At 37.0% G+C, this 24,852-nt stretch carries 19 protein-coding genes; 6 read left to right on the top strand and 13 right to left on the bottom strand.

The window, feature by feature from the left end; all coding sequences use genetic code 11:
- Nucleotides 1–69: 69 nt before the first annotated feature.
- The 4 genes from tig to RTP52_RS00725 form a co-directional block, all read right to left on the bottom strand.
- Complete coding sequence (gene tig, locus RTP52_RS00740; protein WP_312102339.1) at nt 70–1,104, bottom strand: trigger factor; 1,035 nt, start codon at nt 1,102–1,104, stop codon at nt 70–72.
- Nucleotides 1,105–1,460: 356 nt separating this feature from the next.
- Nucleotides 1,461–2,588: a glycoside hydrolase family 88/105 protein gene (locus RTP52_RS00735; protein ID WP_312102341.1), complete on the bottom strand. Its 1,128-nt coding sequence runs from the start codon at nt 2,586–2,588 to the stop codon at nt 1,461–1,463.
- Nucleotides 2,589–2,928: 340 nt separating this feature from the next.
- Nucleotides 2,929–3,603 carry an MgtC/SapB family protein gene (locus RTP52_RS00730; protein WP_330694223.1) on the bottom strand — a complete coding sequence of 225 codons (675 nt, stop codon included), beginning with the start codon at nt 3,601–3,603 and terminating at the stop codon, nt 2,929–2,931.
- A gap of 20 nt (nt 3,604–3,623) precedes the next feature.
- Nucleotides 3,624–5,840: a methyl-accepting chemotaxis protein gene (locus RTP52_RS00725; RefSeq protein WP_312368575.1), complete on the bottom strand. Its 2,217-nt coding sequence runs from the start codon at nt 5,838–5,840 to the stop codon at nt 3,624–3,626.
- 534 nt (nt 5,841–6,374) lie between these two features.
- On the opposite strand from RTP52_RS00725, the gene RTP52_RS00720 reads away from it, so the two are divergent.
- Nucleotides 6,375–7,859: an L-fucose/L-arabinose isomerase family protein gene (locus tag RTP52_RS00720; protein ID WP_312368574.1), complete on the top strand. Its 1,485-nt coding sequence runs from the start codon at nt 6,375–6,377 to the stop codon at nt 7,857–7,859.
- Nucleotides 7,860–8,026: 167 nt separating this feature from the next.
- On the opposite strand, the gene RTP52_RS00715 is transcribed toward RTP52_RS00720, so the two are convergent.
- Nucleotides 8,027–8,635 (bottom strand): DUF4367 domain-containing protein, encoded by a 609-nt coding sequence (locus RTP52_RS00715; protein WP_312368572.1) that lies wholly within the window; start codon nt 8,633–8,635, stop codon nt 8,027–8,029.
- 279 nt (nt 8,636–8,914) lie between these two features.
- Here RTP52_RS00715 and RTP52_RS00710 point away from each other — a divergent pair, with 279 nt between their 5' ends.
- The 4 genes from RTP52_RS00710 (at nt 8,915) to RTP52_RS00695 (ending at nt 14,768) form a co-directional block, all read left to right on the top strand.
- A complete protein-coding gene (locus RTP52_RS00710; protein WP_312368570.1) occupies nt 8,915–9,598 on the top strand; it encodes a response regulator transcription factor in 684 nt (227 codons plus the stop codon).
- Complete coding sequence (locus tag RTP52_RS00705; RefSeq protein WP_312102353.1) at nt 9,592–10,719, top strand: sensor histidine kinase; 1,128 nt, start codon at nt 9,592–9,594, stop codon at nt 10,717–10,719. Before RTP52_RS00710 ends, RTP52_RS00705 begins: the two co-directional genes overlap by 7 nt.
- 309 nt (nt 10,720–11,028) lie before the next feature.
- Nucleotides 11,029–12,972, top strand: coding sequence for an ABC transporter ATP-binding protein/permease (locus RTP52_RS00700; protein ID WP_312368568.1), 1,944 nt, complete (start codon nt 11,029–11,031; stop codon nt 12,970–12,972).
- A 2-nt stretch (nt 12,973–12,974) separates the two neighbouring features.
- Nucleotides 12,975–14,768 carry an ABC transporter ATP-binding protein/permease gene (locus RTP52_RS00695; protein WP_312368566.1) on the top strand — a complete coding sequence of 598 codons (1,794 nt, stop codon included), beginning with the start codon at nt 12,975–12,977 and terminating at the stop codon, nt 14,766–14,768.
- Nucleotides 14,769–14,792: 24 nt separating this feature from the next.
- Here the strand turns inward: RTP52_RS00695 and RTP52_RS00690 are convergent, their stop codons facing one another.
- The 3 genes from RTP52_RS00690 to RTP52_RS00680 form a co-directional block, all read right to left on the bottom strand.
- Nucleotides 14,793–16,331, bottom strand: a complete 1,539-nt coding sequence (locus tag RTP52_RS00690; RefSeq protein WP_312368564.1) for a glycoside hydrolase family 43 protein — start codon at nt 16,329–16,331, stop codon at nt 14,793–14,795.
- The gene (locus tag RTP52_RS00685; RefSeq protein WP_312368563.1) at nt 16,331–17,761 is read right to left on the bottom strand and encodes a serine hydrolase domain-containing protein; all 1,431 of its coding nucleotides are present in this window, start codon (nt 17,759–17,761) and stop codon (nt 16,331–16,333) included. Before RTP52_RS00685 ends, RTP52_RS00690 begins: the two co-directional genes overlap by 1 nt.
- Before the next feature lie 137 nt (nt 17,762–17,898).
- Nucleotides 17,899–18,387 carry a deoxycytidylate deaminase gene (locus tag RTP52_RS00680; protein WP_312102365.1) on the bottom strand — a complete coding sequence of 163 codons (489 nt, stop codon included), beginning with the start codon at nt 18,385–18,387 and terminating at the stop codon, nt 17,899–17,901.
- A gap of 341 nt (nt 18,388–18,728) precedes the next feature.
- Here RTP52_RS00680 and RTP52_RS00675 point away from each other — a divergent pair, with 341 nt between their 5' ends.
- Nucleotides 18,729–19,907 carry an amidohydrolase gene (locus RTP52_RS00675; RefSeq protein ID WP_312368562.1) on the top strand — a complete coding sequence of 393 codons (1,179 nt, stop codon included), beginning with the start codon at nt 18,729–18,731 and terminating at the stop codon, nt 19,905–19,907.
- 210 nt (nt 19,908–20,117) lie between these two features.
- Here RTP52_RS00675 and RTP52_RS00670 read toward each other — a convergent pair whose 3' ends face one another.
- From RTP52_RS00670 to RTP52_RS00650, 5 genes are all read right to left on the bottom strand, one after another.
- The gene (locus tag RTP52_RS00670; protein ID WP_312368561.1) at nt 20,118–20,852 is read right to left on the bottom strand and encodes a hypothetical protein; all 735 of its coding nucleotides are present in this window, start codon (nt 20,850–20,852) and stop codon (nt 20,118–20,120) included.
- A complete protein-coding gene (locus RTP52_RS00665; RefSeq protein ID WP_312368560.1) occupies nt 20,849–21,718 on the bottom strand; it encodes an ABC transporter ATP-binding protein in 870 nt (289 codons plus the stop codon). The genes RTP52_RS00670 and RTP52_RS00665 overlap by 4 nt, the downstream gene beginning before the upstream one ends.
- Complete coding sequence (locus RTP52_RS00660; protein WP_312368559.1) at nt 21,715–22,083, bottom strand: GntR family transcriptional regulator; 369 nt, start codon at nt 22,081–22,083, stop codon at nt 21,715–21,717. Before RTP52_RS00660 ends, RTP52_RS00665 begins: the two co-directional genes overlap by 4 nt.
- A gap of 319 nt (nt 22,084–22,402) precedes the next feature.
- Complete coding sequence (locus RTP52_RS00655) at nt 22,403–23,278, bottom strand: SPL family radical SAM protein (protein ID WP_312368558.1); 876 nt, start codon at nt 23,276–23,278, stop codon at nt 22,403–22,405.
- A gap of 658 nt (nt 23,279–23,936) precedes the next feature.
- On the bottom strand, nt 23,937–24,800 hold the full coding sequence (locus RTP52_RS00650) for a tRNA 2-thiocytidine biosynthesis TtcA family protein (protein WP_312368557.1): 864 nt from the start codon (nt 24,798–24,800) through the stop codon (nt 23,937–23,939).
- Nucleotides 24,801–24,852: the final 52 nt, after the last annotated feature.

Genomic DNA, 24,852 nt, shown 5'->3' with positions numbered 1-24,852 from the left:
ACTTTAAGATACCCCTTTCCCTTATACATAGCAATTGTTCGCTTTAATCAAGCTACAAAAGTCTCCTAATTATTTTACTACAGCAGAATCAATGACTAAATCAAGTGCCTTTTCTCTTAATAAAGCAATCTTAACATTTTCCTTGCCTTTGTATGCTTCTTCAAATTCTTCAACTGTTTTAAAGCTATTCTGTTCAGCATATTCTGTTACTTTTTCTGTATATTCTTCGTCTGTAATCTCTAATTTCTCAGCCTTTACAACTTCATCTAACATAAGTCTTTGCTTTACATTAAACTCAGCTGCTTTTTTGATTTCTGCATTAAACTGCTCCTCGGTCATACCAAAAACGTAAAGAATATAGGTCTTTAAATCTACACCATACTGGGAAGCAGCACTTGTATAATAAGCTCTCATATCTGCTTCTTCTGTATCAAACTCTTTTTGCTCTAAGTTCTTAAAGGTAGTATTATCAATTGCCTTTTGAATAATATCAATTTCTTTCTGTGTCTGTGCTGCTTGCTCTGCATTTTTAGTTAATGATGTCTTAATATAATCCTTATAAGCATCGATTGTCTCATAGTCTGAATTCTGTTTCACTACCTCATCTGTTAAAGGCTCTTTTTTACCATCTGTAAGGTAATTAACTGTAACAGTGAAGACTGCTTCCTTTCCAGCTAAGTCAGGATTACTATCGTAAGGATTCGGAAACGTTACAGGTACATCAACAGTTTCACCAACATTCTTACCAACTAATCCAGACTCAAATCCATCAATGAATGTCTTGGATCCAATCTTTAAATTGTAACCTTCATCTTTTCCACCGTCAAATTCTTTACCGTCAATCTTACCAACGTAATCAATGTTTACTGTATCACCATCACGTACATCGGTTCTATCTGTGATCTTAACATCCTTGCCTTTTTGATTGTTAAAATTCTCTAATTGTTTATTAACATCTTCTTCTGTAATCTCAACAGGCTCTACTGTAACTTCAATTCCTTTATATTGTCCTAATGTTACATCAAGACCACTTTTCTTGCCACACGCTACCACTGATAGCATAAGGCATCCGCAAAGTCCAAGTAATAATGCTTTTTTCTTCATCTTAAACCCTCTCTTATATTCTATCTTTTTTTTAATTATGCAACTAAAAATTTTCCCCCATAGGATATTCTCTTGCATAAACTAGCCCCTCTAAAGCAAATCATGTTGTTGTCTTGCTAATTTAAGGCATACCGTTTCTATTCTAACAAACAGGCTGTATATCTAGTTATACCATACTTCATTGCAAAAAAAAAGCCTTTCCAAATAAGTTCACAGAATTTTTAAACTTTTTGAAAGGCTTTTTTACATATTTTTTGTCGAATTTATTGTTTTTTAATTATTAATCGAGTATTTATTTGATAAATCACCACTATATTGTGAAAAAGGATACTATACACTAACTTTATTGCTTACTATTATTTCTGAAGACGAAGCATTTCTGTATATGCTAATAAGAATGGTCCAACACCCTTAGCATCGTCTTTAACAATAGGCTCTGACATATAGTAATCATAAGTACCATCTCTCATTTGCTTACCGCCAAGACCAGCTACAAGACAAATACCTCCAAGGCTCATCTTACCTTCTTCTGTATGAAGGTACTTCTCACAAATACCATCCATTGCCTTCTTTGCATTCTCACGATAGCTCTCTGGTAAGAAGCCAAGACGCACACCCTTTAGTAATGCGTATGCCATAATAGAACTTCCGCTTGTCTCAAGGTAATTGCGTTCACGTCCACCCATATCAGGAATTTGATACCACATACCGCTTTCATCCTGATATTTTAAAATTGCTTCCATGTATTCGATAAAAATTTGCTTTAGTTTTTCATACTCTTTCTCATAACCAGTTGGTTCACATTTATCTAAGGTATCTAAGAGAGCCATTGCATACCAGCCAAGGGCTCTTAACCAAAAATGCTTGGATAATCCTGTCTCTTTATCACACCAGAACATTTCTCTTGAAGAGTCAAATGCATGATAATATAAGCCAGTCTTTTCATCTCTTAGCATCTCATATACATTAAAGAACTGATGGAAGATATCCGCATAATTCTTTTTATCATTAAAACGAGTTTCATATTCCATGTAAAAAGGTTGTCCCATATATAAGCCATCCAACCATACCTGCTGAGGGTAAATTAGTTTATGCCAAAAGTTACCTTCTCTAGTTCTTGGTTGAGTTTTCACTTGCTTATAAATAATATTGATTGCTTTTCGGTACTTTTCTTTCCCGGTTAAGTCATAAAGTTCAAATAATGTTTTACCTGCGTTCACGTCATCAATGTTGAACTTTTCCACTTCATACCCAGAAATATTACCCTCATCATCTACACGATAATCAATAAACTCATCTGCAAATTTTAAGTACTTCTCTTCTTTTGTTATTGCGTACATCTCAAGAACAGCCTTAATCATACAACCGTCAATGTAGTTCCATTCTGATTTTTCTCCGCTCTTAATTTTTTCTATGTTCCACATCGGTACTTCTGGTGTACTCTTATCAAGTAATTCATTAATGTACTTTACAATCATGTCCATGGTCTAATCCTCCTAGTATTCTTGGTAACTACGTTGTTCCATTGCGATTCTTCTGGCATATCCTTCTAAGCTCAACGAAAGATAATACGCATGATATCTTATTATAGCACATGAAAGCGCTTACATTCAAGCGGCTAAATTCACTCCTTCTGGTCAAAGCGGATATTCACAATCCACTTACACTATTTGCTCATAACCTCATTACCACTACGTGGCATTTCAAACAGGTAAGTCCTTACCCCATGTCGAAGCAGATATTCGCAATCCGCTTACGCTACTTGCTCATAACCTCATCAGGAGCTTGAACTCCTGATGAGGTTAAATACTATTTTTTGTTACTCTAGATTTCTTCCATATAAGTAACTCCCTCAACTGTACTTAATAGTTCTATAATTTCGATTTGTGTGTATCGCTTCGGGAGTTGTAACGTAACTGTTAAGGCTATCTCTGAAGCTGATTTACCTCTTACAAGTTCAAAGTTACTTACTTTTAATTCCTGCTCTTTTGTAAATTTCATAAAATGCCCTACATCACTCATTTTTGATATCTCTATATAAAGGTTTATTATCTTTACAGAGGATATCACGCGCTCGTCTAGTCCATGAAGTACTGACATCACAAAAAAGATAAGTATGCAGCCAATAATAGCACCGGAATAAAAACCAACACCGATCGATAGACCAATACAAGCTGCCGCCCAAAGGCCAGCAGCTGTTGTTAACCCCATTACTCGATTTTTACCTGTCACGATAATTGTCCCTGCACCAAGAAAACCGATACCACTGATAACCTGCGCGCCCAAACGCGCAGGATCAGTATTTGGATACTGTGAACAGATGAATTGATTCGTAATCATTACTAAGGTTGACCCTATACAAACTAACATATAAGTTCGAAAACCTGCCGGTCGTTTTTTCCGTCCTCGTTCTATCCCAAGAATTCCTCCGCATACTAATGCTAACAACAAACGGACGGTTGTTGATACTAAATTAACTTCTGTCAATGACTCCGGCATAACCATGTTACCTCCTAAACTTATATACGAAATTGATTTAATGCTTCGTTTAATTCCTTTGCATCCGATTCTAAATGCAAGGTCGCCTCACTTAATTTTGATACCGTTTCTACTTGACGATTTGCTGCATTATCTACTTCTTCCGATGATGCAGCTGTCTCTTCCGATACCGCAGATATACTCTCTATTGCATTTAATGTAGTATTTTCAGCAATTTTAATACTAGAAATACCAGACGTGATCTCAATTAGCTCTTTCGCTATCATACCAACCGATGCATCAATTTTCTGGAATAAATCGATGGTATCTAATAACGCATTTCCCTGAGATTTTACAATATTCTCTGACTTTTGAACTGTGGTTACGGTAAGTTTCGTTTTTCCTTGAATGCTGCTAATGATAGTTGCAATTTCACCAGATGCTCTAACGGATTGTTCTGCAAGTTTTCTTATCTCATCTGCAACGACTGCAAACCCACGACCAGCATCCCCTGCTCTAGCTGCTTCAATTGACGCATTCAAAGATAACAAATTCGTCTGCTCTGCGATATCATTAATAACACCAATAATTTTACCGATGGACTCGCTCTCTGTCTCTAGCGATTCGATTTCCCCGATGATATTTTTTGTTATCTTTGTTGTTTCTTCTGACTTATCACGCAATATGCCGATGGAAACTAATCCTTGCTGTACAACAGCTTTTGAGTCCCCAGTCAGTTTTTCAATCGTTGTAACATTATCCGATACCTGATTCACTCTCGATGTTAGTTCATCTGACTGACGAAGGCATTTTTCGGAATCTTCCGCTTGTTGTACAATACCCTGACGAATTTCTTCAATCGAGGTAGAAATATTTTGAGTCGCTATTAAAAGCTGTTTTGTGGAATCCGATACTTCGTCTGTGGATGATGAAATGGTATCCTTTACTTTCTGCGCTTTATCAATAAGATCCTTTACATTAGAAATCATAACATTTGCGCTATCAGATAACATACCAAATTCATCTTTTCTATGGCAATTAACAGATACAGTTAAGTCCCCTTCTGAAGCCTTTTTTAGTACGACAATAATTTTATTAATAGCGTTTCCCATATCAGTTGACATAATGACTGCAATTAACATGGCGCAGGCCACTGCAATAAGAACTAATATAACAGTTGAGGTTTTAATTGCATTTGCTTGTGATATCAAATAAGAGTATGGAACTAATCCACATACGGTAATTCCAGATTTCGTAGCTTTTGAATATAAAAACAAGTGCTTTTCACCATTATAATCCACATAGCTAGTTCCGCTTAACTCTGGACCTTCGATTGCATCGATATAAAACGATTTGTCAGCAACCAAAACGTCCTCATCTCCATCACAATGCACTTCATATCCATCCTTTGAGATCGCTACAAAGATAGAATCTTCAGAAATCTCAAGCTCTGACAATTTCTTTTGAAATAAATCTAGCCTGATATCTGCTACCATATAACCGATTTGTTTAAATCCATTCCCAAAAAATGCAGAAGATACGGAAAATGCATATGGTATTGTAACTTTACTTTTATCCTGTACAAAATGCTCATCAACAAACTGATGCTTTCCAGACCAAGAATATGCTCCGCGTTCACTTTCATCTCTTTTACCCTCTTCGGTATCAAGATAAGCATCCATTAATTCCCTACCACTTAAATCCATACTCCCAGTGGTACATAAATTATTACCACGTTTACTAAATAAGTAGAAGTTAGCCAATACATTATCGGAATATGTCGTTGTTTCAATATATACTTGAAGATTCTTATATGTAGTCATATCTGTTACCGGATCATTTTTATATGTACCAGAATAATAATTCTTTAAGTTCTCATAGCCCTTTAACTGATTTAAGCGTAATTCTACCGTTTCCATCGCTAGTTCAAAGTAGTTTGTTGTAGTCTTAAGAGACTGAAAGGTTGATTCTTCATAGCTTTTTAACATTGCATCTGACGTTTTATTATAAGATGTAACTCCTAGAAAGATAATAAAGGCGATTGGTACCATAAACGCCAAGACTAACCTTAGACGAATTCCAAAGATCCTTTTTTTCTCCCTCTGCTTTGAATACCTATCCTGTCTAGTTCCCTTCTTTTGTTTTAATTCTTTGTTTCGCTTATATAACTTATCTTTATTCTCTTCCCTCTTTGATTGTGCCTGTTTTTTTAACCGTTTTGCCTTAATTTCTCCTTCATTCCTCTTTTTTTCCATCATAATGAACCTTCTTTCAATTTGTAAATTTTACGCTCTTCTTAGCCATAATTTTCATAAAAGAAATCCGCACTTTCTTAGAACTACTGCTGTCTATATAACGCCTTCCAGTTCTTCAATGATGTCATATTATATTATACATAAATTGCTACAATATACAACTAAGTTCAACATATATTGACATGTTATGCAGTGTACTAAAGTATTTATATTAGTTTTCTCTTAAAGTACCTCTTGATACTTTTTTCTTAAGGTATCCTTTGTATTTGTAAATGCCAACTAATATTTTCTTATACAAATAACTACTATTTTCTTTTACAAACAGCTAATATCTTTCTTTTACAAGCTATGTTTTTCTTTGTACTCAGTTTGTTTTTTCTTTGTATACAGCGTGTATTTTTCTTTATGTATCGCTTGTATTTCCTTGACATTTCGTATAGTTAAACTTATAATAGAATTACATAGTTTTATGACTAAACTAATTATTCCCGTAACAACTTACAACACCCACTACTATGAAAGGTTTGGTATTTTCAAATGAATAACATTCCAAACATTAATGTCGGCATTGTTGCCGTAAGTAGAGACTGTTTCCCTATGAGTCTCTCCAACAGAAGAAGAGAAGCTGTTGTATCTGCCTATCGCGAAAAAGGACTTGAAATTTACGAATGTCCAGTCACGATTGAAAATGAGAAAGATATGTTAAAAGCTCTTGCTGATGTAAAAGCAGCAAATTGTAATGCTCTCGTTGTTTACCTTGGTAACTTTGGTCCAGAAAGCAGCGAAACATTATTAGCTAAGAACTTCGATGGTCCTGTTATGTTCGCTGCAGCAGCAGAGGAGAATACCTCTATTCTTGCAGATGAACGTGGCGATGCTTACTGTGGTATGTTAAATGCAAGCTATAACTTAAAGTTACGTAATATCCGCGCATACATACCAGAATATCCAGTTGGTACACCTACTGAGGTTGCTACTATGATTGAAGAGTTCTTACCAATCGCTCGTGCAATTATCGGTTTACAGAACCTAAAGATCATCTCCTTCGGTCCAAGACCTCAGGATTTCCTTGCATGTAACGCTCCAATCAAAGCGTTATATAGTCTAGGTGTTGAAATTGAAGAGAACTCAGAGCTTGATTTATTCGCATCTTTTAACGATCATGCAAATGACCCTAGAATTCCAGATGTGATTAAAGATATGGAAGAAGAGCTTGGTACTGGAAATAATATGCCTGGTATCCTTCCAAAGCTTGCGCAGTATGAGCTAACATTACTTGACTGGGCAGATGCTCACAAGGGTTGTAAAGAATTTGTTGTATTCGCTAATAAGTGCTGGCCATCCTTCCAGACTCAGTTTGGTTTCGTACCATGTTATGTAAATAGCCGTTTTGCAAGTAAGGGTATGCCAATCTCCTGTGAAGTTGATATCTATGGTGCATTAAGCGAGTACCTTGGTGTTTGTGTCAGCGAAGATTCTGTTACTCTTCTTGATATTAACAACACCGTACCTGCTGATATGTACGATGCTTCAATCAAAGGCAAATTTTACTATAAGCCAACCGACACCTTTATGGGCTTCCATTGTGGAAATACACCATCTAAGAAGTTATCCTTCTGCTCAATGAAGAATCAGAAGATTATGGCTAGAAGCCTTGAGCCAAATCAGGAACCAAACATCACAAGGGGTACCTTAGAGGGTGATATCGCTCCGGGTGATATCACATTCTTCCGTCTTCAGAGCACCGCTGATACAGTATTACGTGCTTATGTTGCAGAAGGTGAAGTTCTTCCTGTTCCAACTCAGTCCTTCGGAAGCATTGGTGTATTTGCGATTCCAGAAATGAAGCGTTTCTACCGTCATGTATTAGTTGAAAAGAATTATCCTCATCACGGAGCTGTTGCATTCGGACACTTCGGTAAGGCAATCTTTGAAGTATTTAAATACTTTGGTGTAGCTGACATTGAATTTAACAAACCAGCTTCCATGCTATATCCGACAGAGAATCCTTTTTATAGATAATTAGGATAAATCATTCTTTTTTCAAGCCAGAATTTATTTTAAATCTAGAATATACTTCTTTATAAAGAAGCAGGAACAAACGATTCGTTTGTTCCTGTTTTTTCATCTCTTTATATCATCTGTACTAATTTAATAATATCCAATTCTTATCGGAAACATCCTCCGTATTACTGAATTCCTTCTATCATTTGAACAATTTGTTTTTCCCTTAAAGGACTATCTGAGGTAATTGAATACGTATATGTTCCATCTGTCCAAGTTGCTACCTGATATCCGTCATTATTCCCCTTTAATAAAACATTTTGTCCATCCACTGTAATTTCACGCAACTTCTCATAAGTGTTATATTCACCGCTGATATCATCCGTACCTTCTGCCATACGATAAGTAATGTTATTAGTACCATTGGAATAAGTGATTTGTGCTATGGTTCCCCCAATTACTGAAGTATCAATAACTTCATACCCTTCTGGAACAACCGTTGGCACCTTTAAAGGGAACGAAACACTTTCTTTTAAGGTCTTAATATCATCTGTCTCTACTATCGGATTCGGTATTTGTACTTGTTCCTTCGTACCCTTCGTCAATTTAGGTAAAACTAAAATACCCAGTGAAAGAACCACGCAAGCAACCATCGCTGCCGGTAATAGCCATCTCCTACCTACGGTCCTCTGTTGTTTTGTCTTTGTTACCTTCGTCTTAACTTCTCTCATTACTCGTTCCTCCATTTCCTTACTGATATATATTTTTGTTAAGGCATTTTTATAATCACTCATGAAAATCATACGCCTCCTTTAATGTCGTTTTTAGCTTTTCACTTGCTCTTGATAATAGTGACCTAATTGTAGTATCCTTCTTTTTTAGGATTCTTGCAATTTCATCGGTTCTAATTCAATGATCTCTCTGACCAAATCATCTCCGGATAATGATTCAAGTCCCATCCTTTCGCCCCCTTTCACTCTATATACAATGGAAAGTCTCTTTTTGTTGCAAATTCCCTTAACGTAGAATTTATGTTGATGTGGTATAATAAATAAAAAATTGGAGGTGTTTCGATGCGAATCTTAATCGTTGAGGATGAAATTGATTTATGCGATACCATCGCAGAGGGATTACAAATAGATGGATATGCCGTTGATACCTGTTATCGTGGAGATGTGGCATATGAGCTTATCTCCACAGAAACTTATGATCTTGTTGTATTGGACTTAAATCTTCCTGGTATGGATGGTATTGACATATTATCAGAGGTACGAAAAACAAATAAAGATTTGAAAATTCTTATTTTATCCGCTCGAAGTAGCGTATCCGATAAGGTATTGGGACTTGATATCGGTGCAAATGATTACCTGTCAAAGCCTTTTGCTTTTGAAGAACTAGTGGCACGCATCCGTAATCTATTGCGCCGTTCCTTCTTACAGGAAAATGCGGTGCTCCTATGGAACGAAATTTCCTTAAATACAGTTGGACGTACGGTATCCGTAAATGGTATCGATGTTACTATGACAAAAAAAGAGTTAGCCTTGTTGGAGTATTTTCTTTTGAACCAAAGTAAGGTCATCAGTCAAGAGGAGCTGATGGAGCACATTTGGAATATGGAAGCGGATAGCTTTAGTAATGCGGTTCGGGTACACATTGCTTCTCTGCGCAAAAAGCTTAAGATAGCACTTGGATATGATCCTATCGCAACTAAAATCGGCGAGGGTTATTATTTGAATGGAGGTAAATCACTATGTTAAAAAAGCTACCCATTCGTGCTCGACTGACTGCTCTTAGTATCTTAGCAATAACCGCCTGCTGTATTGGCTTAACTATTATTTTAAACTTTTCCGCAAACCGTATGGCGAATGTAATTGAAGCCATCCCATTAACACCAGCAACTGAAGTAACGGAAGAAACATCAATGTGGGTACAGCCCCCTTCCATCGGCATATCAGCGCCATCGGCAGACTCCAGGATAGCGCGAACTCATTTTTTATATCAAAGTATTCTATATATGGTATTAATCGTGGCCATAGGCGGTGGACTTACCTACTATATTACAGGAAAAGCTTTAATGCCATTACGGGTGTTGAGCCACCAGATGAAAAATCGTACGGTACACAATCTATCTGAGGATTTACCGGTACCAGAAATTCACGATGAGATTGCGGATCTGACGATTTCATTTAATCAGATGTCTGGCAAATTAGAAGAAGCCTTTGCCATGCAAAAACGGTTTTCCCAAAGTGCCGCCCATGAGTTACGTACACCGCTTACGGTACTCAAAACAAAGGTAGATGTCTTTAAAATGAAAAAAGAGCACACTTCCGAGGAATACAACAATTTACTATCCGTCATCACCACACATACAAACCGACTGTCAGAGCTAGTGAAGGATTTATTAGACCTGACCAATATGGATGATCTCAACTGTGATGAGCAAATCGAACTAAACGCATTACTCCAAGATGTAGTGGAGGAGTTGATTCCTCTTACAAAAGAAAAAAATATTTCAATAATTGTAAATGGCACATCAAAAAGCATAGTTGGAAACAAAAGTCTGCTGCACAGAGCCTTTTACAATCTAGTCGAAAACGCCATCAAATATAATACCGAAAACGGAACAGTTGACATTTCCATTGGTGATGCGACAGACCATGCTGTTGTAACGATTACAGACACAGGTATCGGAATACCGAAGGAGCTAGAAGAGTTAATTTTTGAACCCTTCTTTCGTGTGGATAAATCTCGTTCAAGACAAATGGGCGGGGCAGGCTTGGGATTATCAACCGTGAAAACAATTATCGAAAAGCATAACGGGGTCATCTCCGTTTCCAAAAATGAAACAACGGGCAGTCGATTCATCATACAATTATAGCAAAGAGACCATGAACAGCTTTGTTTGTGGTCTTCTTAAATATAGCAGACTATCTCTTGTAAGGTACACGATTACTTCCACTTATTTAAAGATAAGCGATCTTTATCAGATTTACTTAACACGGATTTTATTTCGTCTTTGCTACAATAACCTTATCAAAATGAAATAAGAGATAAGATCATGAAAAAGTTGATTACATAGTTAATGGCTGTATCATCAAAATATTGAGAAACAATGGAAAAATAACGATAGCTATGCAACCTTGGAATAGTTGCAAGAACAAGCTTTCAGTAAGTAAAGGAGATCAAGATGTTTTTAATAAGAAATGTATCCAAGCAATTCGGGGATGAATATGCCCTAAGAAATATTTCTATGACCATTAGCAAGGGGCTGAATTTTATCATCGGTTCCTCTGGTAGTGGTAAAACTACGTTGCTGAAAATCATCAGTGGTATGGAACAAAAATTTGACGGCGAAGTTTTTTATTGTGGGCAAGATGTAAAAGCACTCACTGAGCAGGAAAAAAGCTATTACTATAATAATATATTCGGCTTTGTGTGGCAGGATTTTAACTTGTTGGATGATTTGACAGTTTTGGAGAACATCATGCTTCCACAATATTTAAAACATGGTCAAGATAAAAAAGCAATTATGAAGGTGTTACGCGAACTTAAAATTAGTGAACTTGCCAATCAAAAGGTAGGTAAGTTATCTGGTGGTCAAAAGCAGCGTGTAGCAATAGCTAGAGAACTGATGAAAAATCCTCAAGTCATCATTGCAGACGAGCCAACCAGTGCTTTAGATGAAAACTCCTCAAAAATCACAATGGATATTTTGCGTGATATTGCCAAAAACAGAACTGTGATAGTAGTTACTCACGATACCTCGCTGATTGACCAGAAAGCCAAGGTTTATGAACTTGATAAGGGGGAATTGGCTACTGCTACCGAGGCGATTTCCACAAAGGAAGAAAAAGCTGACACGTCCAAACCTCATAAGCTTTCTTTTGCGAATGCCTGTAAACTATCTTTAAGTAACATCAAAAGTAAGTGGAATCGTACAATTACTACCACAGTTTCACTGGTGGTTGCTGCAACCCTTCTGTTAGTTACAGTTAGCGGTGCTATTATAGACAGTAGTCAGTCTGCCTTTGACAAATTGTTTGAAACCTATGGAGAAGGCATTTTGGATATCGACATCGTGGGTAGCTTTATGAGTGCGGGTGGATCGGATGGCTCCCAAAATGACGAGCCAAATGCCAATGTAGACCAGAATATTGATGGACTGTATGATAAATATCTACATGACACGCGGGTGTCCCACATCGTGTTCACGCAAGCATACAACGACGTCAAGATAACAGCAGATGGCAAGGAGTACAACATCGAAACAAGTAATTCTGTCCCTGTTGTCAACAAGCTAATTGCAGGCAAAATGCCTATGGGAGAAGATAACGAAATTGCTGTCCCAGAAAGCTTTATTGAAAAGCTAGGTATTAAAGCGGAAGAAGCACTAGGTAAAACTATTGACTTTAAAGGACGCGTTTATAACTGGGACAGTGGTGAACCTGTTTCAATGCCAGTGTCTACCACCGTGAACATTGTTGGAGTGGTAGACACCACAGTTAAATATGAATACGGTGGACAGTTGATGGAATATTCCGTGGATGACTCCTTCTTTTTTAGTAGATCTGCACTAAATGAGATGCGCACACAAGCGGACATAAAAAACAGCGAAGGGAACTTTACTATCCGCACTAAGACACCCGCTGATCTAATTGCAATTAAGGATGAACTCAATGCAGAAGGCATCGTCCCATTAGGACGTTTTGAACTGGTGGAGGATATGGTACGCTTAAATGACCAGACCACCCAGCAGTCCGGTTCTGCTATTCTCGTTATCGGTATCTTGGCAGCTGTAATCATTCTTTTTGTATCCTTAATGACCGCTCTAACACGTAGGAGAGAATATGCAATTTTTAAAGTAAGTGGATATACAAATCAGCACCTCTTACTGATGACAGCTTCGGAATTTTTGCTTTTGGCAGTAGCATCCGGCATTCTATTCCTATGCATTTCTCCTCTTATAAACTTAGCAACTACTGCATTTTGGAATGTCGATATTCTAAACGGAAAACTACTTGGAACCGGAGTGATACTCGTCCTTGTAATGGGTATCCTCTCCTGCACAACCACAACTATCGAAGTTATTATGACTAAGGCATCTGCCTCGCTAAAGACAGGAGATCGTTAATTATGATACAAGTGAATCATGTGACAAAAAAATATGGAAATACCATTATACTAGAAAACAGCAGCTATTCCTTTCCTTCCAAAGGTATCGTATGCCTAATGGGTGCGTCTGGTGGTGGTAAAACCACCCTGCTTAACCTTCTTGCTGGATTCGATACTGATTACGAAGGAGAAATCCTAGTAGGTGGCACATCAATTAGCGGAATGGACGCGGGCAAGCTCTGTCAGTATCGCCGGGATAACATCGGCTTTGTGTTCCAGAATTATCACCTGCTACCGGGTTATACCGTACTGGATAATGTGCAGCTTGCGTCTGCACTATCGGAGGATTCTCCAGAGGTTAGCAAGCAAAAAGCCGCAACACTGTTAACGCGACTAGGAATCAAAGAAAAGGAAAATCAAAAAGTGGAAAACCTCTCCGGCGGTCAAAAGCAGCGTGTTGCAATCGCCAGAGCCTTGATGAGTGACCCACAAATCATATTCGCTGATGAACCTACCGGTGCCCTTGACCGCACCACTTCAACAGAAATTATGAAGCTGCTACAGGAAATATCTAAGGACAAACTTGTTGTGGTGATTACTCACGATGCAAAAATCTGCGAATTTGCCGATGAGATTATTCACATTAAGGAGAAAAAAATAATAGAGGAGCAGGTAGGAAGACGCGATGAGACAAACAAAAAATCGTTAATAGTAGGTTCACCACCTAAGGTTTCCGTATTTTCTCGCGCTGTGAAAAACTTTAAGGTGCACGTAATGCGTTATGCTGCGGTATCTCTCTCTATCTCAATTGGCTTACTTACCTTTCTGTTTTCTCTATCCTTTGGCAATGTAATGGAACGCTCTATTGACGACTTTAAGACCAAGAACACCGCCTTTAATAATGGCTATATCAAGGGTACGGACGATGGCACAATTCTTGAATATCTTAAGAAGGACGAACGCATCGAAAACGTGTATTATCAGTATAAGCTTCGTAATCTTACTTTATCGACAGGTGGTAAAACAGAGCAGATAGCAGAGAAGTTCCCAACGCCAAAAGCAACCGAGAGCTTATCCTACGGGGTAATGCCTCGTACCGGACAAAATGAGATTGCAATCACACCGAGTCTTGCCAAGAAATTTGATACAGACATTAAGAGTCTTATAGGAAAAGAGTTTATATTAGAACTGGACGGACAAAAATATAAGCTTACTATGAGTGGAATCTATAACGCTGGCTATGATGATTTTATTGTCAGCTCCGATATTGAGCAACAATTTTATAAGAATCTTACGGAGGAAAAAAATTATTCTATTAGCTATGATGTCAAGAATTTTTCGGATATTGTAGGGGTTAGTAATGTCCTAAAATTACGTGGAATTACTGCTAAAACCGCCTCGGATGAGGTGTACGCACTACAAAACACTTTTCATAGTTTAAATAAATTATTCCTTGTGGTTTCCTTTTTGATTTTGGCAATTGGTTTGTTTATCTGCACTGTTTTACTAAACAAGCTACAAAATACTCGTTATCACGAAATAGGACTTTTATCAGCCCTTGGGTTTAGCAGACAGCAAATCAGTTCGATGATTCGATGTGAAAATTTGTTACTGTCCTCCCTCGCGACAGTGGTAAACCTCATCCTTCTTTTTGGCAGCATATTGCTCGGTAAACTGCTTGATTTTACGCTGATTTTTACAGGAGTTCAGGTTGTTATATCAGTCTTTTCTACCTTCGCCATTGTTATGCTTCTAAGTGCTGTAGCAAGCTATAAGCTAATTCGTACTGAGCCGGCGATAGCATTGAGAAAATAGCGAGAGAAAGATATTTTGGGTATACTAATCCTGATAATAAAAATAATCAAAATCTGCAGGTATTCTAGAACCACAACCACCGTTATTGGCATAGATTCCAACTAAGGTACCCGTATGACGCTTTGGATCATCTGGAACTCCTTCGTCACATAGGTAGATACAGTGTTTTAATACACCAGCCAAAACCCAATTATTTCCATCGTAACTATAATAGAAACTACGAGTTAATTTATCAACAATAACTTTAAGATAAACTGCACTTTCCCTGATGTTAGGAACTTCCGCCATCAATTCCTCTCCATGATTTCGGTTAATCACAAGCTGAAGTTTTCTACCACCCTCATAGCAGAGAGAAAATCTCGCATAAGTCGCAGTACTATAGTAGCAAGTCAAACCTGCCTGTTCTCCGTCTTTGGTTGGATGAAACTCTAATTTCGTTTCTGCTTCATAAGAAAGCTCTTGCTCTCTACGAACTAGAGTATTCTTAGCGCGAATCTCCTCTAATTTACCATCCCTTGTCCAGATGCGAAAGAATCCTGGTCTCTCTGTTAAAGAACAGCTTCCATAGTCAGGATTTCGAACAAATTCCCACTCTAAATTAAGCTTTTCTTCCTCAAAATCGTCCTTTGAATTTCTCTCAAAGACGCACGGTTTGAGGTCTGGTGCTATCTGTTTCTCACTTGGACCTTTCCCTTCATTTACGATAAACCAGCCATCCTCTGTCCATGTAACTGGGTCAAGGCCAGATTCTCTACCAACGGTCGTATATCTTCCCTGATTTGGTCTACCAAGTAAATAATAAATCCACCAGTCACCGTTTTGTGTCTGAACCAATTTCCCATGACCGGTACGCTGAATAGGGGAATCCTCCTTAAACTGGCGCAGTACTGGATTATAAGGACACTCCTCATAAGGACCATATAAGCTTTTAGAGCGTGCTACATTAATTCCATGTCCATATCCGGTTCCACCTTCTGCAACGATAGCATAGTAGTACCCATCCTTCTTCATAATGTGTGGTCCTTCTGGACAGCTCTCTCCTGTTCCAGTCCATGCTGCAACAGGTTCACCAATCACATGTTTTCCATCGTCACTTAATGGGATAACAGTAGCTGCTTTCGCAATTACCATATAATGCTTTTCATCGTCATCGATAAAATGAGATGGGTCAATCGCGTCTACTTCAAACCAAGTAGGTGTAGCGTAAGGACCTTCCGGTGTCTTAGAAGTAACCAAAAGCTGTCTTCGAAGCACATTATTCCCTCTGGTACCGCTACCATTTAAACGAAGTGTCGCATAAATGTAAAAGGTTCCATCATGGTACGAAATATCTGGTGCCCAAATGCCGTGTGAGTCTTTCATATCCTCTAACGGAAGATATTCTGGATTCGTTATCGCATGTCCTATAATCCGCCAGTGAACCATATCCTTGGAATGTGAAATAGGAATTGCCGGAAAATACTGAAAGGAGGAATTCACCATGTAATAATCGTCGCCGACGCGAATGACAGACGGATCTGGGAAAAAACCTCGTTGTACTGGATTACAATATTCTTGTCCCACTATACCAAACCTCCATATGTTCTTGTTCCAGTAGCAAACCCCTCATAATCTTGTAAAAACATTTCTGCTGCCTTCTTCATACAAATAGTTACCGTATCCTCTCGGAATACTAGCAGCATATTCATAGAAGCAAAACACTCTTCTATGATATTCGTCTTGATATAAAGTACATCTTCCGTAAGCCATACTCCAGAGCACATGCACTCAAACTGTGTATCAGGGAATTTTTGATGAAACGCGCCCTTTAAATCGAAGGTCAACCTATGTGATTTTTGTTTCATTTTGTAATCAAAGTATCCGATTTCTCCATCGATAGCGACTGTTACTTCCTCTAACCCCATCTGATTTGGCTGCATACTATAACTTTGTGCCATTGTCTTCTTTTCTTCTTTGTATGATTCAAACATTGAAGAAGCAACAGGGGCTTTTAGATGATTTATTATATCAGAAAGAGTTTCTTCTGAATCACCGAAAGAATCACTTTCTAGATATGGATATACTTGCTGATAAAATGCATCATATATATTTTTAAGTCCATCTGGAGAACCTTGTGTGTCCGCTGTGGTTGCAAATACAAAATTATGCTCTGGAAAACACACCGCAAGCTGCCCACCCATTCCGTAGAAACAAAATCCATTATGTCTTGTTTTCCATATTTGATATCCATAGCCAAATTGCTCATCAAGATATGGTTGCATTACTGTGTCTACCTGCTTTGTTGTTGCCTCCATTAGGTATTCTCTTGGTAATAACTGCTCTCCTCTATACTCGCCCATATGTAGACATACATTAGCTACTAATGCTAGGTCTCTTAGTGTACAAATCAGTCCAGAACCGCCCTGAGAAACCCCCATAGGATCTTTTAGAATCTTTGCATCTTTGGAAAAACCAATGCGATCTAGGAATTTTACTCTCAAATAATCAAGTAACTCCATTCCAGTAAGTCTTTCTACTAAAGCGGATAGAACATGTGTCGAAGAGGTATCATAAGAAAAGATGGTACCCGGTTTATGAGAAGGCTCTACATGGAAAAATGATTCTACCCAGTCACCTTCTGGATTTCTCTTATATGTCGTTGTATGGTGAGCTGATGTCATACAGAGCATATCACGAATTGTGGTTTCTTTAATCCATGGATGTACCCCAACTTTTGGTAACTTATCCTCAAAATAAGTACAGATTGTATCTGTAAGTTTCAGCTTCCCTTCTTCCACAAGTAAGCCGATTGCAATTGAAGTAAAACTTTTTCCAACGGAATACATACGATGCATCGATTCTGCGCGAAATGGTTCCAAGTAACCCTCATAAATAACTTCATCCTCTTGCATCATAAGAAAACCATGTAGATTCACTCGGTCATCCTGTATTTGTTTAAGAAATGACTTCACTGCTTTTTCCGGTATTAATTTTTTGTTCTCTGTCATACTCATTTCTTACTCCTTTGTGGTAAATTTATTCATCATCCATTTTTTCTGTAAAGTGGATACTCGGAATCGCTTGCTACTTCCTCGTAACCCTACAGCAGCTCCGCTAAGAGGAGGGGGACATCTTTTGTAAGTGTATTACTTTAATATCCTCTTACACCCTCTAAAGATTCATCATTTTCAATCCAATCATTAACATCAATCGTACGATAATCTTCTTTGCTATCTCTAATTACTACGGTATCAATTCCCGCATTAATAACCATACGTTTACACATGGAACAGCTATTAGCATTCTGAATATAAGTCATATCTGGCATTTCAAATCCCACCAGATAAAGCGTTGCTCCAAGCATCTTTTCTCTTGGTGCACTAATAATTGCATTTGCTTCTGCATGTACACTACGGCACAACTCATAACGTTCTCCTCGTGGTACCGAAAGCTTGGTGCGTATGCAAAAATTCAAATCAGAACAATTTGCTCTTCCTCTTGGAGCTCCGACATAACCGGTTGCAATAATCTCATCATTATTTACAATCACTGCTCCATAAATTCTTCTAAGACAAGTACTACGTTTGGAAACCGTTTCTGCAATATCAAGATAGTAATTCACTTTGTCTCTACGTTCCATATGTTAACTCCTTTTCTGGCGTTTAACGCCTTACTATAACGGTATAAGCTTGATTCTCTATTATCACCTAGAATAGCATACTGTTTTTTATTATACAAGAAAAAACAATTACGAATATAAGCTCATCTTCATATTTTTATATTGTCTGTTAATACTACATGTAAGAAATTGATACGTTAGATTATCACTTTTCATACGAACAGCCATTACATGCCACTGCTGTTTGAGAATGTAGTCATAAAATATACAATAAAAGGCTCGTATCACGAACTTTCCTCCGTCATGAATAAACTAATATCCATAGATCAATACTTGACTCTATGGTTAACTAAGGAGTCACTATGAAACTACTAATTAAAAATGGAATAATTTTAACGATGTCCGGAACAACGTATCAACCCGGTGATCTTTTAATAGAGGACGGAAAAATTAAAGAAATCGCCCCTACTATCACAATTAGTGAGGAGGATTCACTTATTACCATCCCAGCAACAAACTGTATTGTGATGCCAGGTTTCATTGAAGCACATTGTCACGTCGGTATTGCTGAAGAAAAGAAAGGGAAAGAGGGAGACGACTCAAATGAGACAAGCGATCCGGTTACTCCATATCTACGGGCAATCGATGCTATCAATCCGCTTGATCCAGCTTTTCATGATGCCATTCGAACAGGTATTACAGGGATTATGGTAGGCCCGGGAAGTACCAATGTCGTAGGAGGACAATTTGCTTTTCTAAAAACAGCAGGTTCAAGATGCGTTGAGGACTTAGCTATATTAAATCCTGCAGCAATGAAGGTTGCATTTGGTGAAAATCCAAAATCCTTTTATGGTGAACAAGCTATGATGCCATTCACCCGAATGGGTATTGCGTTTTTACTTCGGGAAGAATTATGGAACGCCAAGCAATATCTTAAGAAAAAGAAGAAGGCAGAAGAAACTTTAGAGGAATTCGAGGAGGATTTTCGATTAGAGCCATGGATACCAGTCTTAGAAAAAAAGATTCCTCTGAAAGCACATGTCCATCGTACGGATGACATCCTAACAGCAATACGAATCGCAAAGGAGTTTGATTTAACTATGACCTTAGATCACTGTACGGAAGGGCATCTAATCTCTGAGGAAATCTTAGCTTCTGGTTTCCCCTCTATTGTTGGTCCTGATCTTACTTCCCGCAATAAAATTGAAACACAAAACATGGGCTTTAAGACAGCGGGTGAACTTAGCAAGGCTGGTGTTATGGTTTCCATAACAACCGACCATCCGGTTAGCCTTATACAATCCCTTCCTATTTGTACTGGTCTAGCTGTTAAGAATGGACTACCGATGGAGGAAGGACTAAAAGCTCTTACAATAAACGCTGCAAAAATATGTAGAGTTGACGATCGAATAGGAAGCCTTGAGGTAGGAAAAGATGCTGACATCGCCATCTTTGACGGAAACCCGCTCGAAGTCTTTACAAATTGTCTCTATACCATTATTGATGGTAAAATTGTTTATCAATATCATAAACCAGAATGAAAGGGGTCCCTTTTCCGGAAAAATTGCATCTTGGAATGAAATGTTATGGTTAACAAAACATTGGTTTGAACTAGAATCGTTAATGTTCACAAAATGAGCATTTTGCTCCTAATGGAATAGCAAGAATAATCAAGCGAGCGAAAGCAGTAAACCGCTTTCGCTCATTTTTTAAGACATTGCCGCAACCCGCTTTTTTATTAGGTCACCTTACTATTTTTTATAATTACATCTTCTTAATAGTAAAAAGCTGAACGCACCAAATAAAGCGAACAATGCAATATTACATAGCATATTAACATATGGTTCTCTTCCAAAGGCATAACCAGTATAAAAATTCATTATCTTTATAGCAAATTTGGATAGAGCACCATGAAATAAATACTGATCCGAAAGTGGATATACAACGATAAATAAGGCTGGAACACCTACACTCACTATTATTTTTTGTAGTTTATTCATGCGGTAATAAAGAAGAGAAATAAAAATACCAATAGCACCTGCTAAAATGTAAAGGAAAAATTTCCACAAGTACTCATCAATCATTCCTTTTGCTCCTGCATCACTGGCATATACAGCCCCATAAGCTTGATTAAAAATTCCATAGTATGATACATAATGATTGAATATCTTATATAGAATTGCTTCTATAAGAGAAACTACCGCCGTGGTGGTTACTAAGCAAAGTGTAGTACTTAGGAATAAGGTCTTTCTTGAGTATCCATGTTGCAAAAACAAAAGAAAATCGGATCGAATCATTGAAAGCATAGTAACAAAAAACATCACGACTGTACAGAGTTCAAATCCCCCAAAACTTGCATCCCCACCACTAGACTTAAATGAAATAGGGATAATCAAAAAAACAAATAGAAAAATCACTCCATAAAAAGACGCTATTGCTTTTATAATTTCCTTCATTTGAAACTTAAATGCTCTACTTAATCTCATTCTGCCATCTCCCCCTTTTCCCTTGTAAGATTAACAAATAATTTCTGAAGATCTAATTTCGTAATTTCTAAGGTATCTGGAATCTCTGCACGATTTAACTTTCCAAGAATACAAACACTCCTAAGCCCACCAAGACTAGTCTCACTTAACACATTCTTATTCTTAATAAACTGTTCAATATCTTTTACCTTTCCAGTAACTGTATAACCGGAATTTAATATCTCCTCACATGACTCTTGACGAATCACCTTACCCTTGTCAATAATAATTACTTCTTCAATTAGTCCAGAAACCTCTTCAATCAAATGGGTTGAGATAACTATGGTTCTTTCATATCGATTATAGTCTTCTAATATTAATTGATAAAATAACTCTCGGTGATTTGCATCCAGTCCAAGAACAGGTTCATCTAATAATAGATAGGGTACTGGTAGACATAACGCTGTTATAATCTTGTAAATAGAACCATACCCGGTTGATAGGCCTTTAATTTTCTTCTTCACATTTAAATCAAACTTTTTACAGAGCTTTTTTGCATATTCAAAATCAAATTCACCATATAGTAACTTCGCTGATCGAAAGACATCATTTACTGAGTAGTTTTCAGGATAGCTGCTACCTTCACTCATATAGTAAATCTTAGCTAATGCTTCATCGTTTTCAATTGCCTTCTCTCCATCAATGATTACTTTTCCACTCTCTGCAAATAAACGGTTGGTTATCACATTTAATAAAGTTGATTTACCAGCTCCATTTCTACCGAGTAAACCATAGATTTTTCCAGCACTAAGTGATAGATTAATGTTGTCTAATGCAACAACACTTCCAAATCTTTTACTTACCTGTTCAATCGTAATTCCATTCATTTTGCTAACCCCCTCTCTATTAACTCGATAATATCCTGTTTTGTTAAATCAAGTTTTTTTGCTTCTGTTATTAAGCCTTCCACATAATTTTCATAAAACTTTTCTTTTCTTTTTCCAACAATCTGATTTCTTGCACCTTCACAGACAAACACGCCGACCCCTCTTTTCTTATATAAAATTCCTTCTTCCATAAGCTGATTCATTCCTTTTAATACGGTTGCTGGATTAATTTGAAATGTTGTAGAAACTTCCGTAGTAGATGGTATTTGTGCACCTTCTTCAAAAGCTCCAATAAATATGGCATCTTCAATTTGCTCTGCTATCTGTTGAAAGATTGGTTTACCACTTTCAAAATCAATTTTCATGAAAATCCTCCTTTCTAAAAGTAATCTTTCGCTCCATTCATTACCTTACTGACAATTATCTTAATCACCCTGTCGGTTAATTACTTATGTAACTAACTATATATCTTAAATAATAAAATGTCAACATCTTTTTCCAAAAGTTTTATCACTTTTTTCAACAAAAAATCCCTATGATTTCTCATAAGGATTCGTTCACTTTTACTTATTCCCTCGTTATTCTATTACATTTACATTTCTTATCTGCAGGCAACGTACAATTCATCTCCCACCTAAGATGTTTATTCTTGTAATCATATAGATAAACTCTCTCTTATTAGAATCAAATGAAATCAAAACTTAACTGCTCCACCCTATTTTTCCCCTCATATTCATGAAGATATCGGAAAAGCTTTTGATTGTCACATATAATATCATTCTTCTGACAAACATCATGGAATATTCTCATTAGCTTATCATTGTTCTTACTCATAATCTCATAAGCATAACCATAGGTTTCTTGATATCGTTTTTTTAGCCCCGGAAAATGTTGGTCTAATTTTTGATAAAAATAGTCTCGATTTCCTTCCCTTAACGTTAGCCCCATTCCAAAGCAAATGATTCCATATACCTTGGCTTCTACACAATAGTTTAAGATTCCTCTTATATTTTCTTCTGTATCCGTTATAAAAGGTAAGATTGGGTCAAGCCATACTACCGTTGGTATGTTATTTTCTTTCAGTTTTAGTAATACTTCAAACCGTTCTCTGGTAGTACAAACCCCTGGCTCAATGATTTTGCATAGCTCTTCGTCATACGTAGTAAGTGTTATCTGAACAACGCACTTTGATTTTTCATGTATACTTTTTAAGAGATCAAGGTCCCGGAGAATACGGTTTGATTTTGTTTGAATGCTAAGGCCAAACCCATATTGATTTATTAAAGACAAACAGGTTTTAGTTAGTTCTAATTCAGGCTCCAATGAAAGATAAGGATCACTCATTGCACCCGTTCCTATCATACACTTTTTTCGCTTACTGCTAAGAGCCTTTTCTAGTAACGCCGGTGCATTTATCTTCACTTCGATATCTTCAAACTCATGGTCCATCTGATAACACTTACTCCTAGCATCGCAATAGATGCAACCGTGGGTACAGCCACGATATAAATTCATTCCATTGGTTTGAGATAGAATTCCTTTTGCTTCTTTATAGTGCACAGTTCTTTCCTGTCTCCTTTCTTAGTTTGGTAGATCATATGAATATCATAAATGAGTTAATTCATACAAATCTAAGGAAATATTTTACTTGTTAGAACAAACTCTGCATATGATAAAAATCTAACCTTAGTATACAATATTAATATGACATCTAACGTCATATTATAAGATAATACTATATGTATCTTTCTGTTTCCTAGAAGTAAAGTAAACTTTGAATTCTAGCAAAACTATCTAACAGTATTCGTGTTGCTAAAACTGGATTAACGGAGCATATCCGCAACCATTATCAGCTTTTTTCTTAGCAAAATTTTAACGGTTTAGAACTTTTATTTTTATAATTATTATAATATAATCTAGTAAATCTCCATGCGTCATTTCACCCACCATGATTTGACAATATGCATGGGGATTTTACCAAATATATAAGAATAAGACTAATGATTCTAATAATCTAAATAAATATAGTTATTGCCTAATTTCCCTTCTTCCTCATATGGCGAAAGCAGTTACATCCCAAAAATACGTAACTGCTTCACTTTTTATATATTCTATTCTTCTTCAAACCAAAGCGGTTTAAGTGATTCAATCAAAGTGGTTTAGTGATTCAAGTCAAAACGAATTAGGTAACCGCTATCACTTCCTACTCGTAAAAGTACTATAAGTCCGTATCATTTAGGTCTACACTATCTTCTCTATCATACGTATCAAGAAAATGATGTTTTACACCCTTGGTCTTATACGCTATAACAGTATCTAAATTCACATTTTCCACACATCGGAAGATATTGCTATCAATAATATTACTTTGGCTACGGAATTTTTTAATTAGCGCCTTCATTTCCTGACGTTTTGAACCGCCACCTCCATTGTCACATAACGTACAGTTTTCTGTAAATCTACATGCACATTGAATAAATTGGAGTTCATGAAATTGCTTCCAATGAAGAATTGCATCTTCCTTTACATAATACATTGGACGGATTAGCTCCATTCCTTCAAAATTCGTACTATGAAGCTTTGGCATCATCGTTTGAATCTGCCCACTATAAAGCATACCCATCAAAATAGTTTCAATCACGTCATCAAAATGATGACCTAATGCAATTTTATTACATCCAAATGCCTTTGCATTCTTATAAAGATACCCACGACGCATTCTTGCACATAGATAGCAAGGACTCTCATCTATTTCAGCTACAATATCAAAGATATTAGATTCAAATATTTCAATTGGAATGTTTAATAGTTTTGCATTATTAATAATCGTATGACGATTGATCTCATTATACCCTGGGTCCATAACGAGGAATATCAATTCAAATGGGATCTTACCATGCTTTTGAAGCTCCTGCATACATTTCGCAAGAAGCATAGAGTCTTTACCACCAGAGATACAAACTGCTATTTTATCTCCCTCTTTGATCAGTTCATATTCCTGTACCGCTTTTACAAACGGACGCCATATTTCTTTCCGATACTTCTTTACAATACTTCTTTCAATCTCTTGATAACGTTCCATGACTTTTACATCCTTTACATCAATCTATAAGTTAATTTATGGTTTCCTTATT

The sequence above is a fragment of the Lachnoclostridium sp. genome, assembly GCF_031997925.1.
GTDB lineage: Bacteria > Bacillota > Clostridia > Lachnospirales > Lachnospiraceae > Lachnoclostridium.
Note: the sequence above shows the minus strand (reverse complement) of the source record. Positions and strands in the feature narration are given on the sequence as shown.